This window comes from Citrobacter sp. Cpo142, from assembly GCF_030332425.1.
Lineage (GTDB): Bacteria > Pseudomonadota > Gammaproteobacteria > Enterobacterales > Enterobacteriaceae > Citrobacter > Citrobacter portucalensis.
Genome location: NZ_JAOWHW010000124.1, coordinates 52,348 through 78,480, shown reverse-complemented (window position 1 = coordinate 78,480; position 26,133 = coordinate 52,348). Strand labels below are relative to the sequence as shown.

25 protein-coding genes are annotated in these 26,133 nt (G+C 52.9%); 12 read left to right on the top strand and 13 right to left on the bottom strand.

Annotated features, from left to right (window positions below; translation table 11 throughout):
* Positions 1-24 precede the first annotated feature (24 nt).
* Genes cpdA through parE form a run of 3 tightly spaced genes read left to right on the top strand, consistent with a single transcriptional unit; the run spans position 25 to position 3,354 of the window.
* The gene (gene cpdA / locus OGY18_RS13760; protein ID WP_008785825.1) at positions 25-852 is read left to right on the top strand and encodes a 3',5'-cyclic-AMP phosphodiesterase; all 828 of its coding nucleotides are present in this window, start codon (positions 25-27) and stop codon (positions 850-852) included.
* Complete coding sequence (gene yqiA / locus OGY18_RS13755; protein WP_003024575.1) at positions 852-1,433, top strand: esterase YqiA; 582 nt, start codon at positions 852-854, stop codon at positions 1,431-1,433. The genes cpdA and yqiA overlap by 1 nt, the downstream gene beginning before the upstream one ends.
* 28 nt (positions 1,434-1,461) lie before the next feature.
* Positions 1,462-3,354: a DNA topoisomerase IV subunit B gene (gene parE / locus OGY18_RS13750; protein ID WP_003024571.1), complete on the top strand. Its 1,893-nt coding sequence runs from the start codon at positions 1,462-1,464 to the stop codon at positions 3,352-3,354.
* 106 nt (positions 3,355-3,460) lie between these two features.
* Here parE and OGY18_RS13745 read toward each other — a convergent pair whose 3' ends face one another.
* From OGY18_RS13745 to qseB, 4 genes are all read right to left on the bottom strand, one after another.
* Positions 3,461-3,775 carry a putative quinol monooxygenase gene (locus OGY18_RS13745; RefSeq protein ID WP_003024557.1) on the bottom strand — a complete coding sequence of 105 codons (315 nt, stop codon included), beginning with the start codon at positions 3,773-3,775 and terminating at the stop codon, positions 3,461-3,463.
* A gap of 30 nt (positions 3,776-3,805) precedes the next feature.
* Positions 3,806-4,387 carry an NAD(P)H-dependent oxidoreductase gene (locus OGY18_RS13740; RefSeq protein WP_003828397.1) on the bottom strand — a complete coding sequence of 194 codons (582 nt, stop codon included), beginning with the start codon at positions 4,385-4,387 and terminating at the stop codon, positions 3,806-3,808.
* A 109-nt stretch (positions 4,388-4,496) separates the two neighbouring features.
* Positions 4,497-5,846 (bottom strand): quorum sensing histidine kinase QseC, encoded by a 1,350-nt coding sequence (gene qseC / locus OGY18_RS13735; RefSeq protein WP_286553363.1) that lies wholly within the window; start codon positions 5,844-5,846, stop codon positions 4,497-4,499.
* Positions 5,843-6,502, bottom strand: coding sequence for a quorum sensing response regulator transcription factor QseB (gene qseB, locus OGY18_RS13730; RefSeq protein ID WP_003024547.1), 660 nt, complete (start codon positions 6,500-6,502; stop codon positions 5,843-5,845). The genes qseC and qseB overlap by 4 nt, the downstream gene beginning before the upstream one ends.
* Before the next feature lie 150 nt (positions 6,503-6,652).
* On the opposite strand from qseB, the gene OGY18_RS13725 reads away from it, so the two are divergent.
* The 4 genes from OGY18_RS13725 to ftsP all read left to right on the top strand — a co-directional run bounded on the left by OGY18_RS13725 (position 6,653) and on the right by ftsP (position 11,845).
* Positions 6,653-7,051: a YgiW/YdeI family stress tolerance OB fold protein gene (locus tag OGY18_RS13725; RefSeq protein ID WP_003024544.1), complete on the top strand. Its 399-nt coding sequence runs from the start codon at positions 6,653-6,655 to the stop codon at positions 7,049-7,051.
* Between the two features lie 118 nt (positions 7,052-7,169).
* A complete protein-coding gene (parC, locus tag OGY18_RS13720) occupies positions 7,170-9,428 on the top strand; it encodes a DNA topoisomerase IV subunit A (protein ID WP_003828391.1) in 2,259 nt (752 codons plus the stop codon).
* Between the two features lie 195 nt (positions 9,429-9,623).
* Complete coding sequence (gene plsC / locus OGY18_RS13715; RefSeq protein WP_003024540.1) at positions 9,624-10,361, top strand: 1-acylglycerol-3-phosphate O-acyltransferase; 738 nt, start codon at positions 9,624-9,626, stop codon at positions 10,359-10,361.
* A gap of 71 nt (positions 10,362-10,432) precedes the next feature.
* Positions 10,433-11,845 (top strand): cell division protein FtsP, encoded by a 1,413-nt coding sequence (ftsP, locus tag OGY18_RS13710; protein WP_008785819.1) that lies wholly within the window; start codon positions 10,433-10,435, stop codon positions 11,843-11,845.
* Between the two features lie 16 nt (positions 11,846-11,861).
* Here ftsP and OGY18_RS13705 read toward each other — a convergent pair whose 3' ends face one another.
* Entirely contained in the window at positions 11,862-13,337 is a 1,476-nt protein-coding gene (locus OGY18_RS13705) for a TrkH family potassium uptake protein (protein ID WP_286553361.1), read from the bottom strand.
* A 199-nt stretch (positions 13,338-13,536) separates the two neighbouring features.
* On the opposite strand from OGY18_RS13705, the gene OGY18_RS13700 reads away from it, so the two are divergent.
* Complete coding sequence (locus tag OGY18_RS13700) at positions 13,537-15,708, top strand: YgiQ family radical SAM protein (RefSeq protein ID WP_003024532.1); 2,172 nt, start codon at positions 13,537-13,539, stop codon at positions 15,706-15,708.
* Between the two features lie 68 nt (positions 15,709-15,776).
* Here the strand turns inward: OGY18_RS13700 and OGY18_RS13695 are convergent, their stop codons facing one another.
* From OGY18_RS13695 to yqhD, 4 genes are all read right to left on the bottom strand, one after another.
* Complete coding sequence (locus tag OGY18_RS13695) at positions 15,777-16,232, bottom strand: HIT family protein (RefSeq protein ID WP_181510211.1); 456 nt, start codon at positions 16,230-16,232, stop codon at positions 15,777-15,779.
* A gap of 44 nt (positions 16,233-16,276) precedes the next feature.
* Positions 16,277-17,731 (bottom strand): DASS family sodium-coupled anion symporter, encoded by a 1,455-nt coding sequence (locus tag OGY18_RS13690; protein WP_286553358.1) that lies wholly within the window; start codon positions 17,729-17,731, stop codon positions 16,277-16,279.
* A 188-nt stretch (positions 17,732-17,919) separates the two neighbouring features.
* Positions 17,920-18,747 (bottom strand): 2,5-didehydrogluconate reductase DkgA, encoded by an 828-nt coding sequence (gene dkgA / locus OGY18_RS13685; protein WP_008785816.1) that lies wholly within the window; start codon positions 18,745-18,747, stop codon positions 17,920-17,922.
* Positions 18,748-18,851: 104 nt separating this feature from the next.
* On the bottom strand, positions 18,852-20,015 hold the full coding sequence (gene yqhD, locus OGY18_RS13680; RefSeq protein ID WP_286553357.1) for an alcohol dehydrogenase: 1,164 nt from the start codon (positions 20,013-20,015) through the stop codon (positions 18,852-18,854).
* A 194-nt stretch (positions 20,016-20,209) separates the two neighbouring features.
* Here yqhD and OGY18_RS13675 point away from each other — a divergent pair, with 194 nt between their 5' ends.
* Complete coding sequence (locus tag OGY18_RS13675; RefSeq protein ID WP_032934199.1) at positions 20,210-21,109, top strand: AraC family transcriptional regulator; 900 nt, start codon at positions 20,210-20,212, stop codon at positions 21,107-21,109.
* Between the two features lie 90 nt (positions 21,110-21,199).
* Here the strand turns inward: OGY18_RS13675 and yghB are convergent, their stop codons facing one another.
* Positions 21,200-21,859: a DedA family general envelope maintenance protein YghB gene (gene yghB / locus OGY18_RS13670; protein ID WP_003024510.1), complete on the bottom strand. Its 660-nt coding sequence runs from the start codon at positions 21,857-21,859 to the stop codon at positions 21,200-21,202.
* Between the two features lie 131 nt (positions 21,860-21,990).
* Positions 21,991-23,178, bottom strand: a complete 1,188-nt coding sequence (gene metC, locus OGY18_RS13665; protein WP_003828372.1) for a cystathionine beta-lyase — start codon at positions 23,176-23,178, stop codon at positions 21,991-21,993.
* Positions 23,179-23,428: 250 nt separating this feature from the next.
* Here metC and exbB point away from each other — a divergent pair, with 250 nt between their 5' ends.
* Both exbB and exbD read left to right on the top strand, forming a co-directional pair.
* Positions 23,429-24,163: a tol-pal system-associated acyl-CoA thioesterase gene (exbB, locus tag OGY18_RS13660; protein ID WP_003828371.1), complete on the top strand. Its 735-nt coding sequence runs from the start codon at positions 23,429-23,431 to the stop codon at positions 24,161-24,163.
* Between the two features lie 6 nt (positions 24,164-24,169).
* Positions 24,170-24,595, top strand: coding sequence for a TonB system transport protein ExbD (exbD, locus tag OGY18_RS13655; protein ID WP_003828370.1), 426 nt, complete (start codon positions 24,170-24,172; stop codon positions 24,593-24,595).
* Between the two features lie 77 nt (positions 24,596-24,672).
* Here the strand turns inward: exbD and OGY18_RS13650 are convergent, their stop codons facing one another.
* Positions 24,673-25,080 (bottom strand): cytoplasmic protein, encoded by a 408-nt coding sequence (locus OGY18_RS13650; protein ID WP_148361476.1) that lies wholly within the window; start codon positions 25,078-25,080, stop codon positions 24,673-24,675.
* 1 nt (position 25,081) lies between these two features.
* The gene (locus tag OGY18_RS13645) at positions 25,082-25,486 is read right to left on the bottom strand and encodes a hypothetical protein (protein ID WP_003828367.1); all 405 of its coding nucleotides are present in this window, start codon (positions 25,484-25,486) and stop codon (positions 25,082-25,084) included.
* Positions 25,487-25,590: 104 nt separating this feature from the next.
* On the opposite strand from OGY18_RS13645, the gene OGY18_RS13640 reads away from it, so the two are divergent.
* The gene (locus OGY18_RS13640) at positions 25,591-26,094 is read left to right on the top strand and encodes an ESA_00282 family adhesion-associated protein (RefSeq protein ID WP_008785809.1); all 504 of its coding nucleotides are present in this window, start codon (positions 25,591-25,593) and stop codon (positions 26,092-26,094) included.
* Positions 26,095-26,133: the final 39 nt, after the last annotated feature.

The following is a 26,133-nucleotide window of genomic DNA, read 5'->3' as shown; positions in this document are numbered from 1 at the left end:
CGTCGTGAAACCTAAGGACACCATTTGGAAAGCCTGTTAACCCTTCCTTTGGCTGGTGAGGCCAGAGTCAGGATCTTACAAATTACAGACACTCACCTGTTTGCCGAAAAGCATGAAACGCTGCTGGGTGTGAACACCTGGGACAGCTATCAATCCGTACTGGATGCAATACATGCAGAGTCGCCTGAGTACGATCTGATCGTCGCGACGGGTGATTTGGCGCAGGATCAATCCGCTGCGGCTTATCAGCATTTTGCTGAGGGCATCGCAAGTTTTCGTGCGCCTTGCGTTTGGCTACCGGGCAATCACGATTTTCAGCCGGCAATGTACAGCGCGCTGCAGGATGCGGGCATTTCCCCGGCCAAACGCGTTTTCATTGGCGAACAGTGGCAAATATTGTTGCTGGACAGCCAGGTGTTCGGCGTTCCCCACGGTGAGTTAAGTGAATTCCAGCTCGAATGGCTGGAGCGTAAACTTGCTGATGCGCCAGAGCGTAATACCTTGTTGCTTCTGCATCATCATCCTCTGCCTGCAGGCTGCAGCTGGCTCGATCAGCACAGTCTGCGTAATGCCGCTGAGCTGGATAACGTGCTGGTGAATTATCCTCGCGCCAGGTATCTATTGTGCGGGCATATTCATCAGGAACTGGATCTGGACTGGAACGGTCGCCGTCTGCTGGCGACGCCGTCGACCTGCGTGCAGTTTAAACCGCACTGTTCCAACTTCACATTGGATACCATCAGCCCAGGCTGGCGGACGCTGGAGCTTTTTGCCGACGGAACATTGCAGACTCAGGTACGTCGTCTGCAGGGTAATCGGTTCCACCCTGATACCGCTTCAGAAGGCTACTGATGTCTACGCTTCTCTATCTTCACGGATTTAATAGCTCTCCTCGTTCGGCGAAGGCGTGTTTACTGAAAAACTGGCTGGCGGAGCACCATCCGCACGTTGAGATGATCGTACCGCAGTTGCCGCCGTATCCAGCGCAGGCCGCAGAGATGCTGGAATCGATCATTCTTGAACATGGCGGAGAGTCGCTGGGGATTGTCGGTTCCTCTTTAGGCGGTTATTACGCCACCTGGCTGTCGCAATGTTTTATGCTGCCGGCAGTGGTGGTGAACCCTGCCGTACGGCCTTATGAACTGCTGGTCGACTATCTCGGTCAAAACGAGAACCCCTACACGGGGCAGCAATATGTGCTAGAGTCACGCCATATTTACGATCTTAAAGTCATGCAGATTGACCCGCTGGAAGCGCCGGATTTGATCTGGCTGCTCCAACAAACGGGCGATGAAGTGTTGGACTACCGCCAGGCGGTGGCGTATTACGCCTCCTGCCGTCAGACAGTTATTGAGGGCGGAAACCACGCATTCACGGGCTTCGAAGATTATTTCAACCCGATTGTCGATTTCCTTGGACTGCACAGTTTCTGACGATCAATTCGAATTGCTTATTTAAACCATGACGCAAACTTATAATGCTGATGCCATTGAGGTACTCACTGGGCTTGAGCCGGTACGCCGTCGCCCTGGGATGTACACCGATACGACCCGTCCGAACCATCTTGGACAGGAAGTGATTGATAACAGTGTGGATGAAGCACTGGCGGGTCACGCAAAACGCGTGGACGTGATCTTACATGCCGACCAGTCACTGGAAGTCATTGATGACGGACGCGGCATGCCGGTAGATATTCACCCTGAAGAAGGCGTTCCGGCGGTTGAGCTGATCCTCTGTCGTCTGCACGCGGGCGGCAAGTTCTCTAACAAGAACTACCAGTTCTCCGGCGGTCTGCACGGTGTGGGTATCTCCGTCGTCAACGCCCTGTCCAAACGTGTGGAAGTGAACGTGCGCCGCGACGGGCAGGTATACAACATCGCGTTTGAGAATGGCGATAAAGTGCAGGATTTACAGGTAGTCGGTACCTGCGGCAAACGCAATACCGGGACCAGCGTGCACTTCTGGCCGGATGAAAGCTTCTTTGACAGCCCGCGTTTTTCTGTTTCGCGCTTAACGCACGTACTGAAAGCAAAAGCGGTACTGTGCCCAGGCGTTGAGATCACTTTTAAGGATGAGGTCAACAACAGCGAGCAGCGCTGGTGCTACCAGGATGGTTTAAATGACTATCTGAGCGAAGCGGTGAATGGCCTACCGACGCTGCCGGAAAAACCGTTTATCGGTAATTTCAGCGGTGAGACGGAGACGGTGGACTGGGCGCTGCTCTGGCTGCCGGAAGGCGGCGAGCTGCTGACCGAAAGCTATGTGAACCTGATCCCAACCATGCAGGGCGGTACGCACGTTAACGGTCTGCGTCAGGGACTGCTGGATGCGATGCGCGAGTTCTGTGAATACCGTAACATCCTGCCGCGTGGCGTGAAGCTGTCGGCGGAAGATATCTGGGATCGCTGTGCTTATGTGTTGTCGGTAAAAATGCAGGATCCGCAGTTTGCCGGACAAACCAAAGAGCGCCTCTCTTCGCGTCAGTGTGCGGCATTCGTCTCTGGCGTGGTGAAAGATGCATTCAGCCTGTGGCTGAACCAGAATGTGCAGTCAGCCGAACTGCTGGCTGAGATGGCGATTTCCAGCGCGCAGCGTCGTCTGCGTGCGGCGAAAAAAGTAGTGCGTAAAAAGCTGACCAGCGGTCCGGCGCTGCCGGGTAAACTGGCGGACTGTACCGCACAGGATCTTAATCGCACCGAACTGTTCCTTGTCGAAGGTGACTCGGCGGGCGGATCGGCCAAGCAGGCGCGCGATCGTGAATATCAGGCGATCATGCCGCTGAAAGGTAAGATCCTCAATACCTGGGAAGTCTCTTCCGATGAAGTGCTGGCTTCGCAGGAGGTTCACGATATCTCCGTGGCGATCGGCATCGATCCGGACAGCGACGATCTGAGCCAATTGCGCTACGGCAAGATCTGTATCCTGGCGGATGCGGACTCCGATGGCCTGCACATCGCCACGCTGCTGTGCGCGCTGTTTGTGAAACACTTCCGCACGCTGGTGAAACACGGTCACGTCTACGTGGCGCTGCCGCCGTTATACCGTATCGACCTTGGTAAAGAGGTGTATTACGCGCTGACGGAAGAAGAGAAAGCGGGCGTACTGGAGCAGTTAAAGCGCAAGAAAGGCAAGCCGAACGTGCAGCGCTTTAAAGGTCTGGGTGAAATGAACCCGATGCAGCTTCGTGAAACTACGCTGGATCCAAACACCCGTCGCCTGGTGCAGCTCATTATCGATGATGAAGACGATCAGCGTACCAACGCAATGATGGATATGCTGCTGGCCAAAAAGCGTTCTGAAGATCGTCGAAACTGGTTGCAAGAGAAAGGCGACCTGGCGGATCTCGAAGGGTAATTGCATGTAGAAAAGCCGGAGACGGGCGTAAAATGCCTTATCCGGCTCTCATCTGACGAAGCGATTTATGCCGGATAGCTAAGCGTCACCCGGCAAATCGACAATCTTAAATGCCCGACTCCAGAATACGAATATTCATGTCCAGCACGTCACCTTTCACGGCTTCGCTGTAGGCTTTCATATGCGGGGTCTGCAAATGCGCTTCAAGATGCGCGATGCTTTCCCACTGCTCAACCATCACGATTGAATCTGGCGCTGTGGTCTGAAAACTCACACCTGCGGCATGATCCACCATCGGCGCATAGCCGTGGCAGCCTTCTTCTTTCAGTACGGTCGGAACGATTTTGGCAAACTGATCCAGTACCGCCTGGCGGTGATGTTGACCTGGACGTGTACGGATTTCTGCAATAACGGTAAGCATGGTTAACTCCTTCTAATTCCAGGTTACCAGTTAACCAAAAATTTCGGTCAGATGCTTGCGATATTCTGCGATATAACGCGGGACGTCCGGCATTTTAATCACGTCATTGGTGATAAAGGTCGGCAGCGCTTCCATTCCCAGGAACTGGTTTGCTTTATGGAACGGGAGATAGACGCCATCAACGCCAACGCCATGGAAAAACTGGTCTTTTTCAGTGAAGGCTTCCATCGGTGCGTTCCAGGTCAGGGACAGCATGTATTTTTTGCCCTGAATCAGCCCGCCGGAGCCGTATTTTTTAGAGGCATCTGAACGTGTGCGGCCGTCGCTGGCGTACAGCGTACCGTGACCTTCGGTAAACACGTCATCGATGTATTTTTTCACGGTCCACGGTGCGCCCATCCACCAGCCAGGCATCTGCCAGATAACCGCATCGGCCCAGACGAAATTCTGCACTTCTGCTTTTACGTCATAATCGCTGTCTGCGCGTACGACTTTAACATCATGCCCGAGGTCGCGCAGGATACCGTCCGCGACCTCGGTCAGGGTGTCATTCAGTTGACCATTAGAATGGCCGAATTTTTTCGCCCCGTTGATAATTAGAATGTTGCTCATTTTGTGTCCTCAAGGAAATACGTTTGAGGACGATTTTACTCCCACCAGCGGTGCGGTGAAATTAGCAAAATGTGCAAAGTCTTTTGCTATGTGAGCAACAATAACGCAATTACCAACTGACTTTTGCTTCAAAGCCACCTTCCGGGGCATTGCCAAACGAGGCTGACATCCCATGTAATATCGCGATACGGCGGACAATCGACAGACCGAGACCGCTGCCAGTCACGCTTTGTCCCGGCGGACGATAAAAGCGTTCACCGATGTGTGTAAGTACCTCCGGCGCAACGCCAGGACCATTATCTTTGACGCTGAAGTTACGGGCGTTGAGTGTCACTTCCACAATGCTCCCCTGCGGACTGTAGCGAATGGCATTATCCAGCAGATTTCGTACCATCAGGCTCAGCAACAGCGGCTGTCCTGTGCGCGTTATATTGTGTGCGTTAATCTGCAAACGTACGTCAATATGCGCCTGCTGGGCCGGGTGGTAGATATCCATCACCGCGGATTGCAGTAGCTCCTCCAGCGAGATTTCTGCCACATCCTGAAGATTATCGAGGGAGTCGAGGCGCGAAAGCGTCAGGAGCTGATCGACCAGTCGGGTGGCGCGTTCAATTCCCGCATGCAGCTGCACCAGCGCTTTTTCCCGCGTTTGCGGGTCGTCGTCTGACAGTTGCACCACTTCGGTTTGCACCTTCAGCGCGGTCAACGGACTGCGCAGCTCGTGAGCAGCGTCAGAGGTAAAGCGTCGTTCGCGGACCATCATAGAGTGGATACGGGTAAACAGCTGATTAAGCGATTCAACCAGCGGGCGCACTTCGCTTGGCACACCTTTCGGGTCGAGCGGTTCTTCTGACTCTGGGGCGCGCCAGCGCAGAGCTTGCGCCAGTTTTTTTAGCGGCCTGAGTTCGCGACTCAGCATGGCCACCAGGATCAGCAACATCAGCGGCAGCGCAACCAGCCACGGGGTTAACTGTGCGGTAAGGATCGACAGCGCCATATCCTCCCGGTATTCCCACTCCTGGCCCACCACAATGCGATATTTTCCATCAGCGGAATTCAGCCACAGGAAGCGCCAGGAATCGTTGTCTCCCCTGAGTTGGCCGTAGCTAAACCCCTCCCGGCTGTAGCTGTAGGGAATATCCTGGCCATTGTCGCCATCGTGTAGCACCATTTTGCCGTCGGTGGAGTAGATGGCAAACGCCAGTGCGTCGTCATCAATATGGCCATGTTTCAGTTTTTTTGGCGTGCGGGCCATCGTGCTTGAGGTGGTGACATCGCTGATATCCAGCGTGCTAAGCCGCTTGGCGAACAGCATCAGCTGCGTATCAAACAGTTCATCGACATTATCGGTAGTCTGCCTCCAGGCCACAAAACTGGATACGGCCCAGGTCGCTGATGCCAGAATCAGAAAAATAAGCGTTAGCCTGACTCGCAGGCTGAGGCGTTGTGTGAGTTTCATGCGTCACCCAGGGTATAGCCAATGCCATGCACGGTACGGATAAAGTCGCTGCCGAGCTTACGGCGTAAGTGATGGACGTGGACCTCAACCGCATTGCTGGAGACGTTTTCGTCCCAGGTATACAGTTTTTCTTCAATCAGTTTGCGGGGCAGGACGCGACCTTTGTTACGCATCAGCAGTTCCAGCAGCGCGAACTCTTTAGGTTTAAGTGACAAAGGTTCACCCGCCGCCGTGGCAACCAATGCGCCGGGATCGAGCGTTACCTGACCATGGCGCAATGTGTTGCTGGCCTGGCCGCTGGCACGACGTACCAGTGCCTCCAGTCTGGCGGCAACTTCGATCAGCGCAAAGGGTTTGCACAGATAGTCATCTGCGCCCAGGCGCAGGCCTTCAACGCGTTCTGCCAGCGCGTCGCGAGCGGTCAGAATCAGCACAGGCTCCTGCTTTCCGTTGGCTCGCCATTCGCGCAAAATGTCCCGTCCGTCTATGCCTGGCAGCGTCAGGTCGAGGATTACCGCATCATAAGGTGCGCTGTAGAGTGCTTCTTTCCCTTGACGACCTTCGGTAAACCAGTCGATGCTGAAACCCATTTTACTCAGACCTGTTTTCAGTCCATCGCCAATCAACGTGTCATCTTCGATCAGTAAAATACGCATATGTTCATCCCTGCGATAACTCATTTGCAGTCAGTAAACCTGTGGCTACAGTCTCTGTACAGCAAAAAAAGTATCTTTTTTTGCCTTAAGAACTTGTTAAGGATTAACTTATTTAATAGTCGTAAACCAACATGAAAGGGAGACATGACGATGAAAAAATTAGCTGCAATGGTTGCCGTAATGGCACTGTGTTCCGCACCTGTTCTGGCAGCTCAGCAGGGCGGCTTCTCTGGGCCAACGACAACCACCACGCAGAGCCAAAACGGCGGATTTGTCGGCCCGAACGGTAGCAGCACGACGGTAGAAAGCGCCAAATCACTGCGTGATGACACCTGGGTTACCCTGCGCGGGAACATCGTTGAGCGTATTTCCGACGACCTGTACGTGTTTAAAGATGCGACCGGCACGGTGAATGTGGATATCGACCACAAGCGCTGGAACGGCGTAACCGTCACACCGCAGGATGTGGTTGAAATCCAGGGTGAAGTGGATAAAGACTGGAACTCCGTTGAAATCGACGTGAAACAGATTACCAAAGTTGCTAAGTAATCCCCATCAGGGCCGCATTCGCGGCCCTTTTCTTTGTGACTCAACACGCCAGATAGGGTAGTATCTGCGGCAATATTGCCCTTCAATAGAGGGGTACAAAGTTGAGGAACCACGATTAATGAGCGATATGGCAGAGCGCCTGGCGCTGCATGAATTCACGGAAAACGCCTATCTGAACTATTCCATGTACGTCATCATGGACAGGGCGTTGCCGTTTATTGGCGATGGTTTGAAACCCGTTCAGCGTCGCATCGTGTACGCGATGTCCGAACTGGGGCTGAATGCCAGCGCCAAATTTAAAAAATCCGCCCGTACCGTCGGTGACGTGCTGGGTAAATACCATCCGCACGGCGACAGCGCCTGCTATGAAGCGATGGTGCTGATGGCTCAGCCGTTCTCTTACCGTTACCCGCTGGTTGACGGGCAGGGGAACTGGGGGGCGCCAGACGACCCGAAATCCTTCGCGGCGATGCGTTATACCGAATCACGCCTGTCTAAATATGCGGAAGTCTTGCTGGGCGAACTCGGTCAGGGAACGTCGGACTGGGTGCCAAACTTCGACGGCACCATGCAGGAGCCGAAGATGCTGCCTGCGCGTCTGCCAAATATTCTGCTGAACGGCACGACCGGTATTGCCGTTGGTATGGCAACGGACATTCCGCCACATAACCTGCGTGAAGTGGCAAAAGCAGCGATTACCCTGATTGAGCAGCCGAAAACGACGCTGGATCAGTTGCTGGATATCGTGCAAGGGCCGGATTACCCGACCGAAGCGGAGATCATTACCTCTCGCGCGGAAATTCGTAAGATTTACGAAAACGGGCGCGGCTCCGTACGTATGCGTGCGGTATGGACGAAAGAAGACGGCGCGGTGGTGATTTCCGCGCTGCCGCATCAGGTTTCCGGGGCAAAAGTGCTGGAGCAGATCGCTGCTCAAATGCGCAATAAAAAGCTGCCGATGGTAGACGACCTGCGCGACGAATCGGATCACGAAAACCCGACCCGTCTGGTGATTGTCCCGCGCTCGAATCGTGTGGATATGGAGCAGGTGATGAACCACCTGTTTGCCACTACCGATCTGGAAAAGAGCTACCGTATCAACCTGAACATGATCGGTCTTGATGGTCGTCCGGCGGTGAAAAACCTGCTGGAGATCCTCACCGAATGGCTGGCGTTCCGCCGCGATACCGTGCGTCGCCGCCTGAATTATCGTCTGGAAAAAGTGCTCAAGCGCCTGCACATCCTTGAAGGTTTGCTGGTGGCGTTCCTCAACATTGACGAAGTCATCGAAATTATTCGTCATGAAGATGAACCTAAGCCTGAGCTGATGTCGCGGTTTGGCATTTCTGAAACCCAGGCTGAAGCCATCCTTGAGCTGAAATTGCGCCACCTTGCCAAACTCGAAGAGATGAAAATCCGCGGTGAGCAGGATGAGCTGGCGAAAGAGCGCGATCAGTTGCAGGCCATTCTGGCTTCCGAACGTAAAATGAGTAACCTGCTGAAGAAAGAGCTGCAGGCCGATGCAGACGCCTATGGCGACGATCGTCGTTCTCCGTTGCAGGAGCGCGAAGAAGCGAAGGCGATGAGCGAGCACGACATGCTGCCATCTGAGCCGGTGACCATTGTGTTGTCCCAGAGTGGCTGGGTGCGTAGCGCCAAAGGCCACGACATCGATGCACCGGGATTAAGCTATAAAGCGGGCGACAGCTTTAAGTCGGCAGTGAAGGGTAAGAGCAACCAGCCGGTGGTGTTCGTGGACTCGACCGGACGCAGCTATGCCATCGACCCGATTACGCTGCCGTCGGCGCGTGGTCAGGGTGAACCGCTGACCGGGAAGCTCACGCTGCCGCCAGGCGCGACGGTTGAGCACATGCTGATGGAAGGTGACGATCAGAAACTGCTGATGGCCTCCGATGCGGGCTACGGTTTTGTCTGCACCTTCAATGACCTGGTCGCACGTAACCGTGCTGGTAAGGCGTTGATTACGCTGCCAGAAAATGCGCGCGTGATGCAGCCGGTGGTGATTGAAGATGAAACCGACATGCTACTGGCTATTACCCAGGCCGGTCGCATGTTGATGTTCCCGGTGAGCGATTTACCGCAGTTGTCGAAAGGCAAAGGGAACAAGATCATTAATATCCCTTCAGCGGAAGCGGCGAAAGGCGAGGATGGTCTGGCGCAACTTTACGTGCTGCCGCCGCAGAGCACGCTGACCATCCACGTCGGTAAGCGCAAAATCAAACTGCGTCCTGAAGAGTTGCAGAAAGTGACCGGTGAGCGCGGTCGTCGCGGCACGCTAATGCGTGGTCTGCAGCGTATCGACAGCATTGAGATTGACTCGCCTCGACGCGCCAGTCACGGCGACAGCGAAGAATAACGCTACCGTCCGGCTCTCCCTGTTAAAGCCCAGGGAGAGCCTACGTTAAAAATTCCCGTGAAACCGTTGTTTATTCGTGCGTTGCGATTAACAATACGCTTTTCCAGAGAGCCGCCCTTAACAAAGCCCTAACCTGATACCGCATGATGAATCAGGTGACGTAAAATGCCAGGCTCTTAGGCCTTAGAGGTTGTTATGCTATATATTTTTCGTTTAATTATTACTGTTATTTACTGCGTTCTGGTCTGTATTTTCGGTTGCATATACTGTCTGTTCAGCCCACGAAATCCAAAACACGTCGCAACGTTCGGTCATATGTTTGGCCGCCTGGCTCCCCTTTATGGCCTGAAGGTCGAGTGCCGCATGCCGGCAGACGCGCAGAACTATGGTAATGCTATCTATATTTGTAACCATCAGAACAACTATGACATGGTTACCGCTGCGAATATCGTTCAGCCGCCGACGGTGACAGTAGGTAAAAAAAGCCTGCTGTGGATCCCTTTCTTCGGGCAGTTGTACTGGTTAACCGGTAACCTGTTGATTGACAGAAACAACCGCGCAAAAGCACACAGCACCATTGCTGCCGTGGTGAATCATTTCAAAAAACGCCGCATTTCTATCTGGATGTTCCCGGAAGGAACGCGTAGCCGTGGTCGCGGTCTGCTGCCGTTTAAAACCGGCGCGTTCCATGCAGCGATTGCTGCTGGTGTCCCGGTCATTCCGGTGTGCGTTTCCACGACCTCGAACAAGATAAAACTCAATCGACTCAATAATGGTCTGGCGATTGTCGAGATGTTGCCGCCGGTGGATATTAGCCACTTTGGGAAAGATCAGGTTCGTGAACTGGCAGCGCATTGCCGCACGCTGATGGAACAAAAAATCGCAGAACTCGATAAAGAAGTTGCTGAGCGGGAAGCCGCCGGTAAGGTTTAATCCGCGCAATTCGGGTTTTTTACAGGAAATGGCTTCCTGCGTGTTAATAGCCAGTTTTTTATGGAGTTTATATGTCATTCAGTCGGCGTCAGTTCATTCAGGCATCGGGGATCGCACTGTGTGCAGGTGCTGTTCCGCTGAAGGCTAATGCTGCCGGTCAGCAACAACCGTTACCCGTGCCTCCGCTGCTGGAATCCCGCCGGGGGCAGCCGCTATTTATGACGCTGCAACGTGCGCACTGGTCCTTTACGCAAGGCACGCGCGCACCTGTCTGGGGAATTAACGGCCGCTATCTGGGACCGACAATCCGCGTCTGGAAAGGGGATGACGTCAAGCTTATCTACAGCAACCGTCTGACTGAAAATGTCTCGATGACCGTCGCCGGGTTACAGGTACCTGGCCCGCTGATGGGCGGCCCGGCGCGCATGATGTCCCCGAATGCTGACTGGGCGCCGGTGCTACCGATTCGCCAGAATGCCGCCACGTTGTGGTATCACGCTAATACGCCAAATCGTACTGCTCAGCAGGTCTATAACGGTCTTGCCGGGATGTGGCTGGTTGAAGATGAAGTGAGTAAATCACTATCTATTCCCAACCACTATGGCGTGGATGATTTTCCGGTCATTATCCAGGACAAGCGGCTGGACAACTTTGGCACGCCGGAATACAGCGAGCCCGGCAGCGGTGGCTTTGTCGGTGATACGCTGCTGGTCAATGGGGCGCAAAGCCCGTATGTCGAAGTCTCCCGCGGCTGGGTGCGCTTGCGTTTGCTGAACGCTTCAAACTCGCGTCGTTACCAGCTGCAAATGAGTGATGGCCGTGCTCTGCATGTGATTTCCGGCGATCAGGGTTTTTTACCTGCGCCTGTTTCGGTGAAGCAGCTCTCGCTGGCTCCGGGCGAGCGTCGTGAGATCCTGGTGGATATGACTAATGGTAATGAGGTCTCTATCACCTGTGGTGAGGCGGCCAGTATTGTCGACAGGATCCGCGGGTTCTTTGAGCCTTCCAGTATTCTCATCTCCACGCTGGTATTGACGTTGCGCCCGACAGGTCTTCTGCCGCTGGTGACTGACAGCCTGCCAATGCGCCTGCTGCCAACGGAAATCCTCAGCGGTTCGCCGATTCGCAGCCGTGATATCAGCCTGGACGACGATCCTGGCATCAACGGTCAGCTGTGGGACGTCAATCGTATGGATATTACTGCCCAGCAGGGCTCCTGGGAGCGCTGGACGGTGCGGGCGGATATGCCCCAGTCCTTCCATATTGAAGGCGTCTCGTTCCTGATCCGTAATGTGAATGGCGCGATGCCGTTCCCGGAAGACAGAGGCTGGAAAGATACTGTCTGGGTTGATGGCCAGGTTGAATTACTGGTTTATTACGGACAGCCTTCCTGGGCCCATTTCCCGTTCTACTTTAATAGCCAGACGCTGGAAATGGCGGATCGTGGCTCAATCGGACAGATGTTGGTGAACCCGGCGCCGTAATGCGCCAGGATATTCGTTACGCCCGCCAGAACATGCGCGAGAACAGGATCAGAATGGGGTAAATCTCCAGACGCCCCATGATCATGGCCGTGCACATCAGTAGCTTTGCTTCCTCGTTTAAGGTGCCAAATGTCGTGGCGGTGACGCCAAATCCTAGCCCCATATTGTTGATGCAGGCGGCGACGGTGGCGAAAGAGGAGAATAGATCGTAGCCCATCAGATTGAGCGCCCAGATAAAAAAGCTGGTGAACAAAACGTAGAGAAAGAAAAAGCTCCATACCGAACGCACCACCCGGTCGCTTACCACGCTATTGCCCACTTTGATGTTAAGCAGGGCACGGGGATGCGCGAGCTGGTGTAACTCCTGACGGCACTGCTTGAACATAATCAAAAAGCGCAGCACCTTAATCCCCCCGCAGGTCGATCCCACACAACCGCCGAAGAAACTGGCGCTGAGCAGCATGAAGATCGTGTGCGAAGGCCACTGCGCGTAATCCGCCGTCGACAGGCCATTATCTGTCAGCATCGAACTGGCCAGAAAAAAAGCATGCACCAGGCTGTCCGTTAATCCGTACATGCCTGCCCGCCAAACTTGCCAGGTGGCGATCAGAGTGACCACCAACGCAATAAGCAAAAAGAAACGCAATTCGGCATTACGACGAAAGGGTTTGAAGGTACGTTTCACGATAGCAACGTACCAGAGGGTGAAGTTAAATGCAGACAGCAGTGAAAATATCCCGGCGACAAGCTCAATGGCATGGCTGTTATAAAAGCCGATGCTCTCGCTGCGAGTGGAAAATCCGCCGAGAGAGACCGTCGAAAGCCCGTGGCATAAGGCGTCGAAAAACGACATCCCGGCAGCCCAGTAGGCCAGAGTACAGATCAGACCCAGAATGACATAGGTCATCCACAGCGTACGTGCAGTATCAGCAAGTCTTGGCGTGAGGCGTTCTTCTTTAAAAGGGCCTGGCATTTCAGACTGATACAGCTTCATGCCACCAATACCCAGCAGCGGCAATACCGCTACGGCGAGGACAATAACACCCAGACCGCCAATAAAATTGAGCTGAGCCCGATAGTACAGATACGACTTCGGCAAGGCGCTGACGTCATCAATCACCGTTGCGCCTGTAGTGGTAATTCCAGAAACTCCTTCAAACAGGGCATCCGCAAAAGAGAGGTTTAAGCCATCGTCCATCCACATCGGCATCGCGCTGATAAACGAAAACAACAGCCAGAACAGGACGATAATGACGAAACCATCCCGGGTGCGCAGTTGAATACCCGCATGTTTGGTTGCCAACCACGCCCCGCCGCCGAGGGTGAAGAAAGTCATAAATGTGCTGAAAAAAGCGAACAAGCTCCGCTCTTTATTTAACAAAGCGATGAGCATCGGTGGCAGCATAGAAAAGCTGTAGAGAAGAACCAGAAATCCGCACAGGTGAACAACAACCCGTAACTGGGAAATATGCAGTGAATCGTTGAGTCGCAATGAAAAATCCCCCGCCGAAAAAGAGTTATCTCAGCTGGCTGGCATGGTGTTAATTATGATTGATAAAAATGATCGTCGTAAAATTTAACAATTTATATAACTTTCTACTGGTCTGGTTCAGACTCCACTTCATTTCTTGCCGATATACAGCGTATAATCCTCGGCCTTTGATTATTTTTTTACCATTTTTGGAAGCATTATGAGCGCAATATCCCTGATCCAGCCGGACAGAGACCTTTTCTCCTGGCCGCAGTACTGGGCTGCCTGTTTTGGCCCGGCACCGTTTTTGCCGATGTCACGCGACGAAATGGACCAACTTGGCTGGGATAGCTGCGACATCATTCTGGTTACCGGCGATGCATACGTCGATCATCCCAGCTTTGGCATGGCAATTTGCGGACGTATGCTGGAAGCACAAGGCTTTCGCGTAGGGATTATCGCCCAGCCGGAGTGGAACAACAAAGACGATTTTATGCGTTTGGGTAAACCGAACCTGTTCTTTGGTGTGACCGCAGGCAACATGGACTCGATGATCAACCGCTACACCGCAGATCGCCGACTGCGCCATGACGATGCCTACACACCGGACAACGTTGCGGGCAAACGTCCGGACCGCGCCACGCTGGTCTATACCCAGCGCTGTAAAGAAGCATGGAAAGATGTGCCGGTTATTCTCGGCGGTATTGAGGCCAGCCTGCGCCGTACCGCGCACTATGACTATTGGTCTGATACCGTTCGCCGCTCTGTTCTGGTGGATTCCAAAGCCGACATGCTGATGTTCGGCAACGGCGAACGTCCGCTGGTGGAAGTGGCGCATCGTCTGGCGATGGGCGAAACCATCGATCAGATCCGCGACGTGCGTAACACTGCGATTATGGTTAAAGAAGCGCTGCCGGGCTGGAGTGGGGTGGATTCCACGCGCCTCGACACGCCGGGCAAGATTGACCCGATCCCGCATCCGTATGGTGAAGATCTGCCGTGTGCTGACAACAAACCGGTCGCACCGAAAAAGCAGGAAGCGAAAGCGGTAACCGTACAGCCGCCGCGCCCGAAACCGTGGGAAAAAACCTACGTGCTGCTGCCGTCCTTCGAAAAAGTGAAGGGCGATAAAGTGCTGTATGCGCATGCGTCGCGTATCCTGCACCACGAAACCAACCCAGGCTGTGCGCGTGCGCTGATGCAAAAGCACGGCGATCGCTACATCTGGATCAACCCGCCAGCCATTCCGCTCTCTACCGAAGAGATGGATAGCGTCTTTGCGCTGCCGTACAAGCGCGTGCCGCATCCGGCGTATGGCGACAGCCGCATTCCGGCCTATGAGATGATCCGTTTCTCGATCAACATTATGCGTGGCTGCTTTGGCGGCTGTTCGTTCTGTTCGATCACCGAGCACGAAGGTCGTATCATCCAGAGCCGCTCTGAAGACTCGATCATCAATGAAATCGAAGCCATTCGCGACACCGTTCCGGGCTTTACCGGCGTGATTTCCGATCTCGGCGGCCCAACGGCAAACATGTATATGCTGCGCTGTAAGTCACCGCGCGCGGAACAGACCTGCCGTCGTCTGTCATGCGTCTACCCGGATATCTGTCCGCATATGGACACCAACCACGAACCGACGATTAACCTTTATCGTCGAGCGCGTGATTTGAAAGGCATTAAAAAGATCCTCATCGCTTCGGGCGTGCGTTATGACATCGCGGTTGAAGACCCGCGTTATATCAAAGAGCTGGCGACCCATCACGTTGGCGGCTATCTGAAGATTGCGCCAGAGCATACTGAAGAAGGCCCGCTGTCGAAGATGATGAAGCCGGGGATGGGCAGCTACGATCGCTTTAAGGAATTGTTCGATACCTACTCTAAGCAAGCGGGTAAAGAGCAGTACCTGATCCCGTACTTTATTTCCGCGCACCCGGGTACGCGTGACGAGGATATGGTGAATCTGGCGCTGTGGCTGAAACAACGTCGTTTCCGCCTGGATCAGGTGCAGAACTTCTACCCATCGCCGTTGGCGAACTCCACAACCATGTATTACACCGGGAAAAACCCGCTGGGTAAAATTGGTTATAAGAGTGAAGACGTGGTGGTGCCGAAAGGTGATAAGCAGCGTCGTTTGCATAAAGCCCTGCTGCGTTACCACGATCCAGCTAACTGGCCGTTAATCCGCCAGGCGCTGGAAGATATGGGTAAAAAGCATCTGATCGGTGGTCGTCGCGAATGTCTGGTTCCGGCACCTACGCTGGAAGAGATGCGCGAAGCGCGTCGCCAGAATCGTCATACCCGTCCAGCGTTGACCAAGCACACTCCGGTGGCGCACCAGCGTCAGACGCCTGCCGCAAACAAAAAACGCGGGAAAGTAGCGGGACGCTAATCTGTCTTGCCCGGTAGTGAAATACTTACCGGGCTTGAAGACCGCCATCCGGCAGAGAGACTCAGTATTTATGCTTCACGAATTCTGGCCGCTAATGCGGCCAGTTTTGCATCATCTGCCCGTTCATGATCGTGTGACGACAGATATCCTTCATACTGCTCGAAAAATTTGGTCTGCCGCGCTTCAATCGGTTTCCAGTGGGTTAGATCGCCAGTACCGTGCATGGGGCTTAATTTGCTGTGCACATGGTCTACGCCGAAACCTTCGAAGAACATCCCCGTACGACTGACATCCGGGAAAGCCTTATCCAGTTTCTTAGCCACTTTTTGGGTTGCCAGCATCAGGTCAGCCAACGCCTGCGGCGGCATATCGAAGGCATAGCTGGGGTAATGCTTTTTCGGGATCACCACGGTAAAACCGTCGGTGTTCGGGAAAATCGACAGAAAAGCCAGATGGTGCTCGTCTTCCCAGACCTTGTGGCAGGGTGCTTTACCTTCAACGATTTGACAGAAAATACAGGTCATTCCTTTTCTCCGCAGGTAAGGTGATTCGTCAGGACGCAGTCAGTTTAGTACAGACCCAACACCTTCCACCACACCAGACCCACGGTGATAAACACCGCCTGGTTAAACAAGCTGATGATAAATCCTGTGCGCCACCAGACGCCCGTTGGAACATACCCGGCACCAAATAGGATTGGACCGCGAGCGTGGGTGTACTGGGTGAGCGAGCAGTACAAACTGCTGGTGAAGGCCAGCATTAATGCCGTGGGGGCTGCGGGAATATTCAGATGCAGACCGACGCCGAGGAAAACGGCGTACAGCGCGGCAATCTGTGCATTACCGCTGGCAAAAAAGTAGTGGGTATAGAAGTAGGCGGCGTTCAGCAGCAGCAGGACGATCACCCAACTGGTACCGTGCATAGTACTGCTCAGGCTATCGCCGATCAGATTGCCAAACCAGGTGGTGAAGCCCAGTTTTTTCAGCTGGTTCGCCATCATCAACAGCGCGGCAAACCAAATCAGTGTGTCCCATGCACCTTTCTCGCTCTTCACATCTTCCCAGCTCAGAACACCGCTTAGCAATAAAATGGACAGCCCCACGAACGAGGCAGTGGTGGCGTCGACGCCTAACGTATCGCCAAAAATCCATAACACCAGCAGTACGCCGACGGTAGCCAGCATCAGCCATTCGCCGCGAGACATACTGCCCATTTCCGCCAGCTCTTTGCGCGCCAGGTTCGGGGCATCCGGCGTGTGTTTGATTTCAGGGCGTACAATCCAGTAGACCAGCAGTGGAACCAGCAGCAAAGAGACCAGGCAAGGCAGCAGCGCCGCCATGAACCAACTGCCCCAGGTCAGCGTGACGCCTGCATTGGCCGCCAGTTTCACCGCCAACAGGTTGCCGGTATAGCCGGTCATAAAGAGCGCGGCGGTGACGTCGTTGACGTTGCCAATACAGGTGATAAGAAAGGTACCGATTTTACTGCGGGACTCATCTTCCGGGTTTGAATGGAAACTGCGTGCCAGAGAGTCAGCAATCGGATAGATGACGCCGCCGCAGCGTGCTGTATTACTCGGCATTGCCGGGGAGAGGATCAGATCGGCAAAAGCCAGACCATAGGCGAGTCCCAGCGTGCGCTTGCCGAGCAGACGGATCATCTGCAGCGCAATGCGTCGTCCGAGGCCAGTTTTGATAAATCCGCGGGCAATCATAAAAGCCACGACGATAAGCCAGATAAGTGAACTGTTCAGCTCACTCAGTGCCGTGGTGATAGCGCCGCTGGCGGTTTTATCCCCGGCAGCATAGGCGAGTGCAAAAACCGTAATCCCAATAATGCCGACCGCGCCGATGGGTAAAACTTTTGCCACGATAGAGGCAATCGTCGCGACGAAGATAATTGCCGAATGCCAGGCTGGCGCACTTAACCCCGAGGGAGGGGTAAGTTGCCACAGTCCGGCAGAAATGAATATTATAAGAATTAATGGGAGCCATTTGACTCCGCTACTTTTTTTCTCAGTCACGTTTACGCACCTATGGATATGGTGAATATATTCATCAAATAAATATATTTATTTAATAATTAACAGGTTATGTTGCGTAATGCTGCTCCAGCGACTGCAAGAAATACATCAATATATGTGCGTGAATTGTTTCCTGATATTTCAAATCAGTAAAGGCCCGACGAGAGTGTCGGGCTGGAGGGAAGGGGTTAACCGCCGAACTGATCCGGATCTGGCCCCAGACGTTTGCCCTGATCGAGTTTCGCGATTTCGCCTAATTCGTCTTTATCCAGGCGGAAGTCCCAGACGTTAAAGTTTTCTGCGATACGCGCCGGGGTGACTGATTTCGGAATCACCACCAGCCCGCTATCCAGGTGCCAGCGGATGACAATCTGCGCCGGTGATTTGCCATATTTCTCGGCGAGGTCACGGATGATCTTTTGATCAAAGACGTCTTTGCCGCCCTGCGCCAGCGGGCTCCAGGATTCGGTCTGGATTTTATGCGTTGCGTTCCAGGCGTGCAGTTGGCGCTGTTGCATAAGCGGATGAAGTTCGATCTGGTTAATTACTGGAGGTACGCCGGTTTCATCCATCAACCGCTGGAGATGATTGATCTGAAAGTTGCACACGCCTATGCTCTTAATCAGACCTTCTTTTTGCAGGTCGATCATGTTTTCCCACGCTTCAACGTAGTGGTCGATCGCCGGAACCGGCCAGTGCATCAGGTATAGATCGAGGTAATCAAGCTGGAGTTTTTCCATGCTTTCGAGCAAGGCTTCCCGGGGGCGTTTTTGGTCATCATTCCACAGCTTGGTGGTGATGAATAACTCGTCCCGTGGTACGCCAGCATCGCGTATTGCTTTGCCGACACCTTCTTCGTTTTTGTACGCAGCAGCGGTATCAATTGAGCGATACCCCACTTCCAGCGCTTTATGAATGGCGGTGATGACTTCTTCGTTGCTTGCCTTCCAGACCCCCAGGCCCAGTTGCGGCATGACGTTACCATCCTGTAGTTTGATAATGGTTGGACCGGTCATAATTCCCCCCCTGGATTACAGTCACCGGGGCAGCCCCCGGTGAGTTAGGTGTGACTTAAGCCTGGTATAAATACCCAAAAACGAAAGGCGGAGGTTAAAAAACCTTAGCGGGCTGCTTCGTAAATCCGACGGCTGACTTCAAGCGTAATGTCCTGATGTTCGCCCAGTTGCGTACCACCGTGTGCTTCCAGTTTTTCCAGCAATGCCGGGATAGAGCTACCGTCCAGGCCGTAGTCAGACAGGCGAGTGGGTACACCCATTTGTTCGAAGAAAGTGCGGGTAGCGGCAATGGCGGCGTCGATGCGCTGGTCGTCGGAACCTTCGGTGATATTCCAGATACGCTCTGCGTATTGCAGCAGTTTGGCACGCTTGGTATCACGTTTTTCATTCCACAGCGCTGGCAGAACGATGGCCAGCGTTTGAGCATGATCCAGACCATGCATTGCGGTCAGTTCATGGCCCAACATATGCGTTGCCCAGTCCTGCGGTACGCCTGCGCCAATCAGGCCGTTCAGCGCCTGGGTTGCCGCCCACATGACGTTCGCACGCACGTTGTAGTTTTCCGGCTCCTGCAAGGCTTTCGGACCTTCTTCTAACAGCGTGAGCAGAATGCCTTCGGCAAAGCGATCCTGAATTTTCCCGTCTACCGGATAAGTCACATACTGTTCCACAGTATGAACAAAAGCATCCACAACGCCGTTTGCAACCTGACGCGGCGGCAGGGTGTAGGTGTAAACCGGATCCAGTACGGCAAATACTGGCTGCACAAACGGGGTCATAAAGGCCAGTTTATCGCCGGTGGTTTTACGCGAAATTACCGCGCCGGAGTTAGATTCAGAGCCGGTTGCAGGCAGGGTTAATACGGAGCCCATCGGGATGGCGCTTGTTACGTCGCTGCCGTGGGTTTCCAGAATGCGCCATGGATCGATGCTGTCAGCGTACTGTGCCGCTGCCGCGATGAATTTGGTGCCGTCCAGCACTGAACCGCCACCTACTGCCAGCAGAAACGTCACTTTCTCATCACGCACGATTTTTACTGCGTTCATCAGCGTTTCGTAAGACGGGTTTGGCTCGATACCGCCAAACTCCAGCACATCCAGGCCTTTTAGCGCGTCCTGAACCTGTGCCAGGACGCCGGTTTTTTTCACGCTGCCGCCGCCGTAGGTAACCAGTACGCGAGCGTCCTGAGGAATTTGATCGCGCAGCTCAGCAATCGCGCCTTTACCAAACAAAATACGTGTTGGGGTATGGAGATTAAAGTTGTTCATTGCTCGTTCCCTTTGGTGGGTAATAAAAGAGGGCAGGAGAGTGTCTGCCGGATGATGAACATTGTGGTCGCCCGCCGCGCTGCTCTCAATGCTCATTTCTGCCGATGTCTTGCCCATTTCTACAGACTGCTGGAGAAAACGGATAAATCTGCGCATTATGTCAGGGTCGAAAACCGATGATGAAATGGTGCTCCATGAACCGTGATGAGATCTGCCTTCTGCTGACAGATAAAATTAAGCAGCTGAAAAGCAATGAAAATAGACTTAACGAACTGCTGCCAGATGTCCGCCTGCTATACGGTACGGAGCCGGCGGCACGTACACCGGTCATGTATCAGCCAGGCATCATATTTCTCTTTTCGGGACATAAAATTGGTTACATCAATGAGCGCATATTTCGCTATGACGCCAACGAATACCTGCTGCTAACCGTACCTTTACCCTTTGAATGTGAAACCTATGCGACGCCGGAGGTTCCTCTGGCCGGTATTTACCTGAATGTCGATATTCTGCAATTGCAGGAGCTGCTGATGGACATTGGGGAAGACGAACTGTTCCAGCCCGCCATGGCTGCCAGTGGGATTAACTCTGCGACGCTCTCTGACGAAATTCTCTGTGCCGCAGAGCGCCTGCTGGATGTGATGGAGCGGCCGCTGGATGCTCGTATTCTGGGGAAACAGATTATTCGCGAGATCCTCTACCATGTGTTGACCGGGCCGCGTGGCGGTGCCTTGCTTGCGCTGGTCAGTCGCCAGACGCATTTCAGTTTGATAAGCCGGGTGCTAAAGAGGATTGAAACCAAATACACCGAAAACCTTAATGTAGAACAGCTGGCAGCTGAAGCGAACATGAGCGTGTCGGCGTTTCATCATAATTTTAAAGCGGTGACCAGCACGTCGCCGCTGCAATATCTTAAGAGCTATCGCCTGCATAAAGCACGGATGATGATGATTCACGATGGAATGAAGGCCAGTGCGGCTGCCATGCGCGTCGGCTATGAGAGCGCATCGCAATTCAGTCGGGAGTTCAAACGTTTCTTTGGCGTAACGCCGGGGGAAGATGCGGCAAGAATTCGTATGATGCAGGGGAGTTGATTGCTTGTAGGCCTGAAAGGTACACCGTAGGCCATAAAGCTGCGCGCCATCAGGCAAAATGCCGGGGATTACCCCGGCTACGGATAATACTCAGGCGCTACAGTATTTTTTTTTAATCACCACGAACAATGTTCCCAACAATCCTGCGGTTAACAGGGCAATCGGCAGGATCATTAAAAAGGTCATCACCTGATCTTCATGACGTTTGACGAACGGGATCATGCTCAGCGCATAGCCGAAACTGGTGACGACGGTGACCCACAGCAGGCCACTCAGCCAGTTAAAAAACTGGAACCGACGGTTAGGAAGCCCTGAAATGCCCGCCATCGTTGGCAGCAAGGTGCGAACAAACGCCAGAAAACGCCCTGCCAGCAGCGCCATCAGACCGTGTTGGTCAAACATGCAGGTTGCGCGCTGATGGTATTTTTCCGGTAATTGCGCCAGCCAGCCTTTCACCGTGCGCGTGTTGCCTAGCCAGCGTCCCTGAATATAACTCAGCCAGCAGCCCAGACTGGCTGCGGCCGTCAGAATAGCTATGGTAGGTAAAAAACTCATCACGTCCTGAGCGATCAGCGCTCCTGCCAGTAATAACAGGCTGTCTCCGGGTAAAAAGGAGGCTGGCAGCAGGCCATTTTCTAAAAACAGCGTGGCGAACATGACGAAGTACACCACGCTCACAACGTGCGGATCCGCCAGTGCGGCAAAATCGTGTTGCCAGAGTGCGGAGACAATATCTTGAATGACTACCATGGACTTTCCTGTGGAACAGCGTTTATGTGTGGATTGTACTCCTGAATTGCCCGGGATGCCTTGATCCCGGACGCAACAATTGCAGACTTTTCCACCAGAAGTGTCTGCATATATGTCCATCTGTGGCAATTTTACTCGATTCGGGCAAATCCTGCGGCCAAATCGGCAATCAGGTCGTCAACATTCTCTAAACCGATATGTAAACGGATGAGCGTTCCGCTGAAATCCACCTCGCCTTGCGGACGGATTGCCGCAATGTGTTCCGGCTGGTTGGCGAGAATCAGCGACTCAAAACCGCCCCAGGAGTAGGCCATGCTGAACAGGCTGAAGTGATCCAGATACGCAGCAAGCTCCTCATTATTGAGCTTCTTATTCAATATAAAGGAGAATAGGCCGCTGCTGCCGGTGAAATCACGCTTCCAGAATTCATGCCCTTTACTGCCGGGCAGTGCCGGGTGGTTCACGCGGGCGACCTGCGGATGGCTGGCCAGCCACTCGGCGACCTTTAAGCTGCTTTCATGGTGCTGACGCAGGCGAACGCTCAGCGTACGCAGTCCACGGCTGGTCATATAGGCGGTATCGGCGTCCAGCATTTGCCCCATCAGATAGGCATTTTCGCGCAGTTGATCCCAGCAGCGGGCATTAGATACCGCCGTGCCGACCATGCCGTCAGAATGACCAATCAGATATTTGGTGCCTGCCTGAATAGAGATATCGATGCCAAAATCCAACGCTTTGAACAGCACCCCGGCAGCCCAGGTGTTATCAATCATGATGATTGCATCCGGCGCGACGCTTCTGACGGCGGCAACAATAGCGGGAACATCATGCACTTCCATAGTGACAGAGCCGGGAGATTCCAGAAATACGACTTTCGTGTTCGGCTGTATGTGCTTAACGATATCGGCGCCAACCAGCGGATCGAACCAGCCGGTGGACACGCCGAGCTTGCCGAGAATTTTGGTACAGAAATCCTGACTGGGTTCATAGGCGGTATTGGTCATCAGCACATGATCCCCTTGCTCCACAAAGGCAAGGATGGTGTTGGCAACGGCCGCCGCACCGCAGGGGAACAGCGCGCAACCCGCGCCACCTTCCAGTTCGCACATCGCTTCCTGAAGAGAGAAATGCGTCAGGGTTCCGCGACGTCCATAGAAAAGCGCGCCGTTCGCACGGTTGTGCGTGGCCTGTTTTTTGGCCTCTACGGTGTCAAAAACCAGCGAAGAAGCGCGCTGGATAACGCTATTTACCGAGCCCAGCGTGTACTTTTTACTGCGTCCTGCGTGAACGAGTTTGGTTTCAAGTTGCTTATCTGCCATGTTGTCTTACCTGTTTTTATACGTCTGGATGTCTAAACTACCATGAATCAAAGATGACGCATCCTGCAGAACGGCCATACAGTAGAAAATAATCTCAAAATGCTTCTGGTGACTTTTTTACTGCGTGAGCGCAAGGAAAAGAAACCAAAGGTGCGGCAATATGTAAATAGTAATGAGAACGACTATCAATTCGACGTCGTTTTGATATGATTACGCTCAGATTTTGTGATTTGCGTCCTGGAGATACAGAGTGGGTAATAATTTGATGCAGACGGATCTTTCCGTCTGGGGTATGTATCAGCACGCCGATATCGTGGTTAAGTGCGTGATGATTGGGCTGATTTTGGCGTCAGTGGTCACCTGGGCTATCTTCTTTAGTAAGAGCCTTGAGTTCTTTACTCAGAAACGCCGCCTTAAGCGTGAACAGCAACTGCTGGCGGAAGCCCGCTCTTTAGATCAGGCAAGTGAGATTGCCGCAGGATTCGATGGCAAAAGCCTGGGCGCACAGTTGATTAACGAAGCGCAGAACGAGCTGGAACTGTCAGAAGGCAGCGAAGATAACGAAGGCATTAAAGAGCGTACCGGCTTCCGTCTGGAGCGTCGTGTGGCTGCGGTAGGTCGCCATATGGGCCGCGGTAACGGATACCTGGCCACCATCGGGGCTATCTCTCCTTTCGTCGGTCTGTTCGGTACCGTATGGGGCATCATGAATAGCTTCATCGGGATTGCACAAACCCAAACGACCAACCTGGCCGTTGTTGCGCCGGGTATCGCAGAAGCGCTGTTAGCGACCGCAATCGGTCTGGTCGCAGCAATTCCAGCGGTTGTTATCTACAATATTTTCGCACGTCAGATTGGCAGCTATAAAGCGATGCTGGGCGACGTCGCGGCACAGGTGCTGTTGTTGCAAAGCCGCGATCTAGACCTGAACGCGAGCGCATCCGCGCATCCGGTACGTGCAGCGCAGAAATTACGTGTAGGATAATGTTCCATGGCAATGAGCTTTAATGAAAACCTGGACGATAACGGTGAAATGCATGAAATCAACGTGACGCCGTTTATCGACGTTATGTTGGTTTTATTGATCATCTTTATGGTTGCCGCGCCGTTGGCAACCGTAGATGTGAAGGTGAATCTCCCTGCCTCCACCAGCACGCCGCAGCCGCGTCCGGAAAAACCGGTTTACCTGTCAGTTAAAGCCGATAAGAGTATGTTTATTGGCAACAATCAGGTGACGGATGAAACCATGATTAACGAGCTAAATGCGCTAACTGAAGGGAAGAAAGACACCACGATTTTCTTCCGGGCAGATAAAACCGTTGATTATGAAACCATGATGAAGGTGATGGATACGCTGCATCAGGCGGGCTTCCTGAAGATTGGTCTGGTTGGCGAAGAGACTGTGAAAGCGAAGTAATCCTCATCATTGCCGGGTAATGGTTGCCGCCTTACCCGGCGTGCCTCTCCTGATTCAACTCCCTCGCACACTTGTTCTTATCTGTTCTCATCTAACGCGACCGTGGTTATTCTGGTGGGTTCGTAGTTCCCTTCAGACAGCTTTCGCGTCAGGCGTAAGGTGGCCGTTTCCCGCGCGAGTATATGCTGGTAGGTGCTTTCCAGTCGGGCCATGATTTTGTCCCGCAGTTCTGGTTGCTGCTCCATAATGGCTTCGATCGCGGCACCGTAGATCTCTTCTTTAGCCTGTAGCGAGTAAATTTCACGGCGATTTTGCCATTTCATCCGCACCAGTGCAGCGGGAATAGAGACTATCTCCTGAGCAACGCTTTCCAGTGTCGTGTTTTTATTGGCAATCAACACGGCTAAATTTTGCTTTAAGACAAACTCATCGCTTTTATGGTTATCTAAAGCCAAATAAACATTATTATCCTCAACATCTTTCATTTTATTTCTCTTCCAGAGAATAAAAAATAGGATCGCTGGTTTCACGGGTAATTAAATTAAGCCAAATTTTGTTGCCCTGTTCATTTATGATGGCTGTTTTTTGAGTCAAAATTTTACTTAATTCTTGTGCATTAATGTCGCCTTCTGCCTGTAGTGAATTGAGCAGGCGAGAGAATGACTCAATTTTTGCTGCACGAAATAGACGCTCTTTTAAATGGCGGTCGCACTCTTCAAATAGCATATTCCGTGACTGACCGGTAGCGGTTGAGCTAATCAAAATATCGGATTCGTAATCGCTTAATGTTATCTTCCCCTGAGTCAAATTTTCACTATTATCTGTAGAGGTGGTATTGTCAGGTGAGCTGGATAAGTGAAAACGCGAGGGAACAAGATGCTCGGGAAGCATGTTGAAATATCCTTTGATGCCAATGATATGTTGTTTTAAATAAACCATGCCGCGTTGACAATAGCATGGCGTAATTTTAAAATCAAAAAAAATGGAGCCAGTATATGAACAGTATATTTTATTCTGTTATTACCCTGCTATTGCTGACTTGCGGGGTACTTTTGTTGATGCGCAGCGCAAATAAAAACCGCAATGCAGAAAATGGATACGCTGAAAACCAACCGGAAATACTGAGTAAAGAAGAGGGTGAAGATCATTTCTCGGTACTGATGAATTCGATTACTCCGGTTTGGTATTGGCGCGTCAATCACGAATATATCGATTTTATCCACTCGACGATCAAACGGATGACAATGGTGGAGCTGAATGAGACGCCAGGGCTATTTGATGCACAGCGGCGTTGTAGCGATCTCAACTCTGCGGTGTATAAATATTACGACAATATTAAAAAACGCTGTCTGAGCGGTGAGAAGGTCCCGCATGCCGATCTGGACGTGCTTAACCTACGTCAGTGCTTCAGGGAGTTCAGCCTTGAGGCTTATCCTGCGCTTGTCGCGCTGGTGTGGCCGGAATATCAACGTCCAGAGATTAAAGCGGAAGAGGTGTGAGGGACTAACTGGCCCGTATTACGTGCCGGGGAGGCTAAT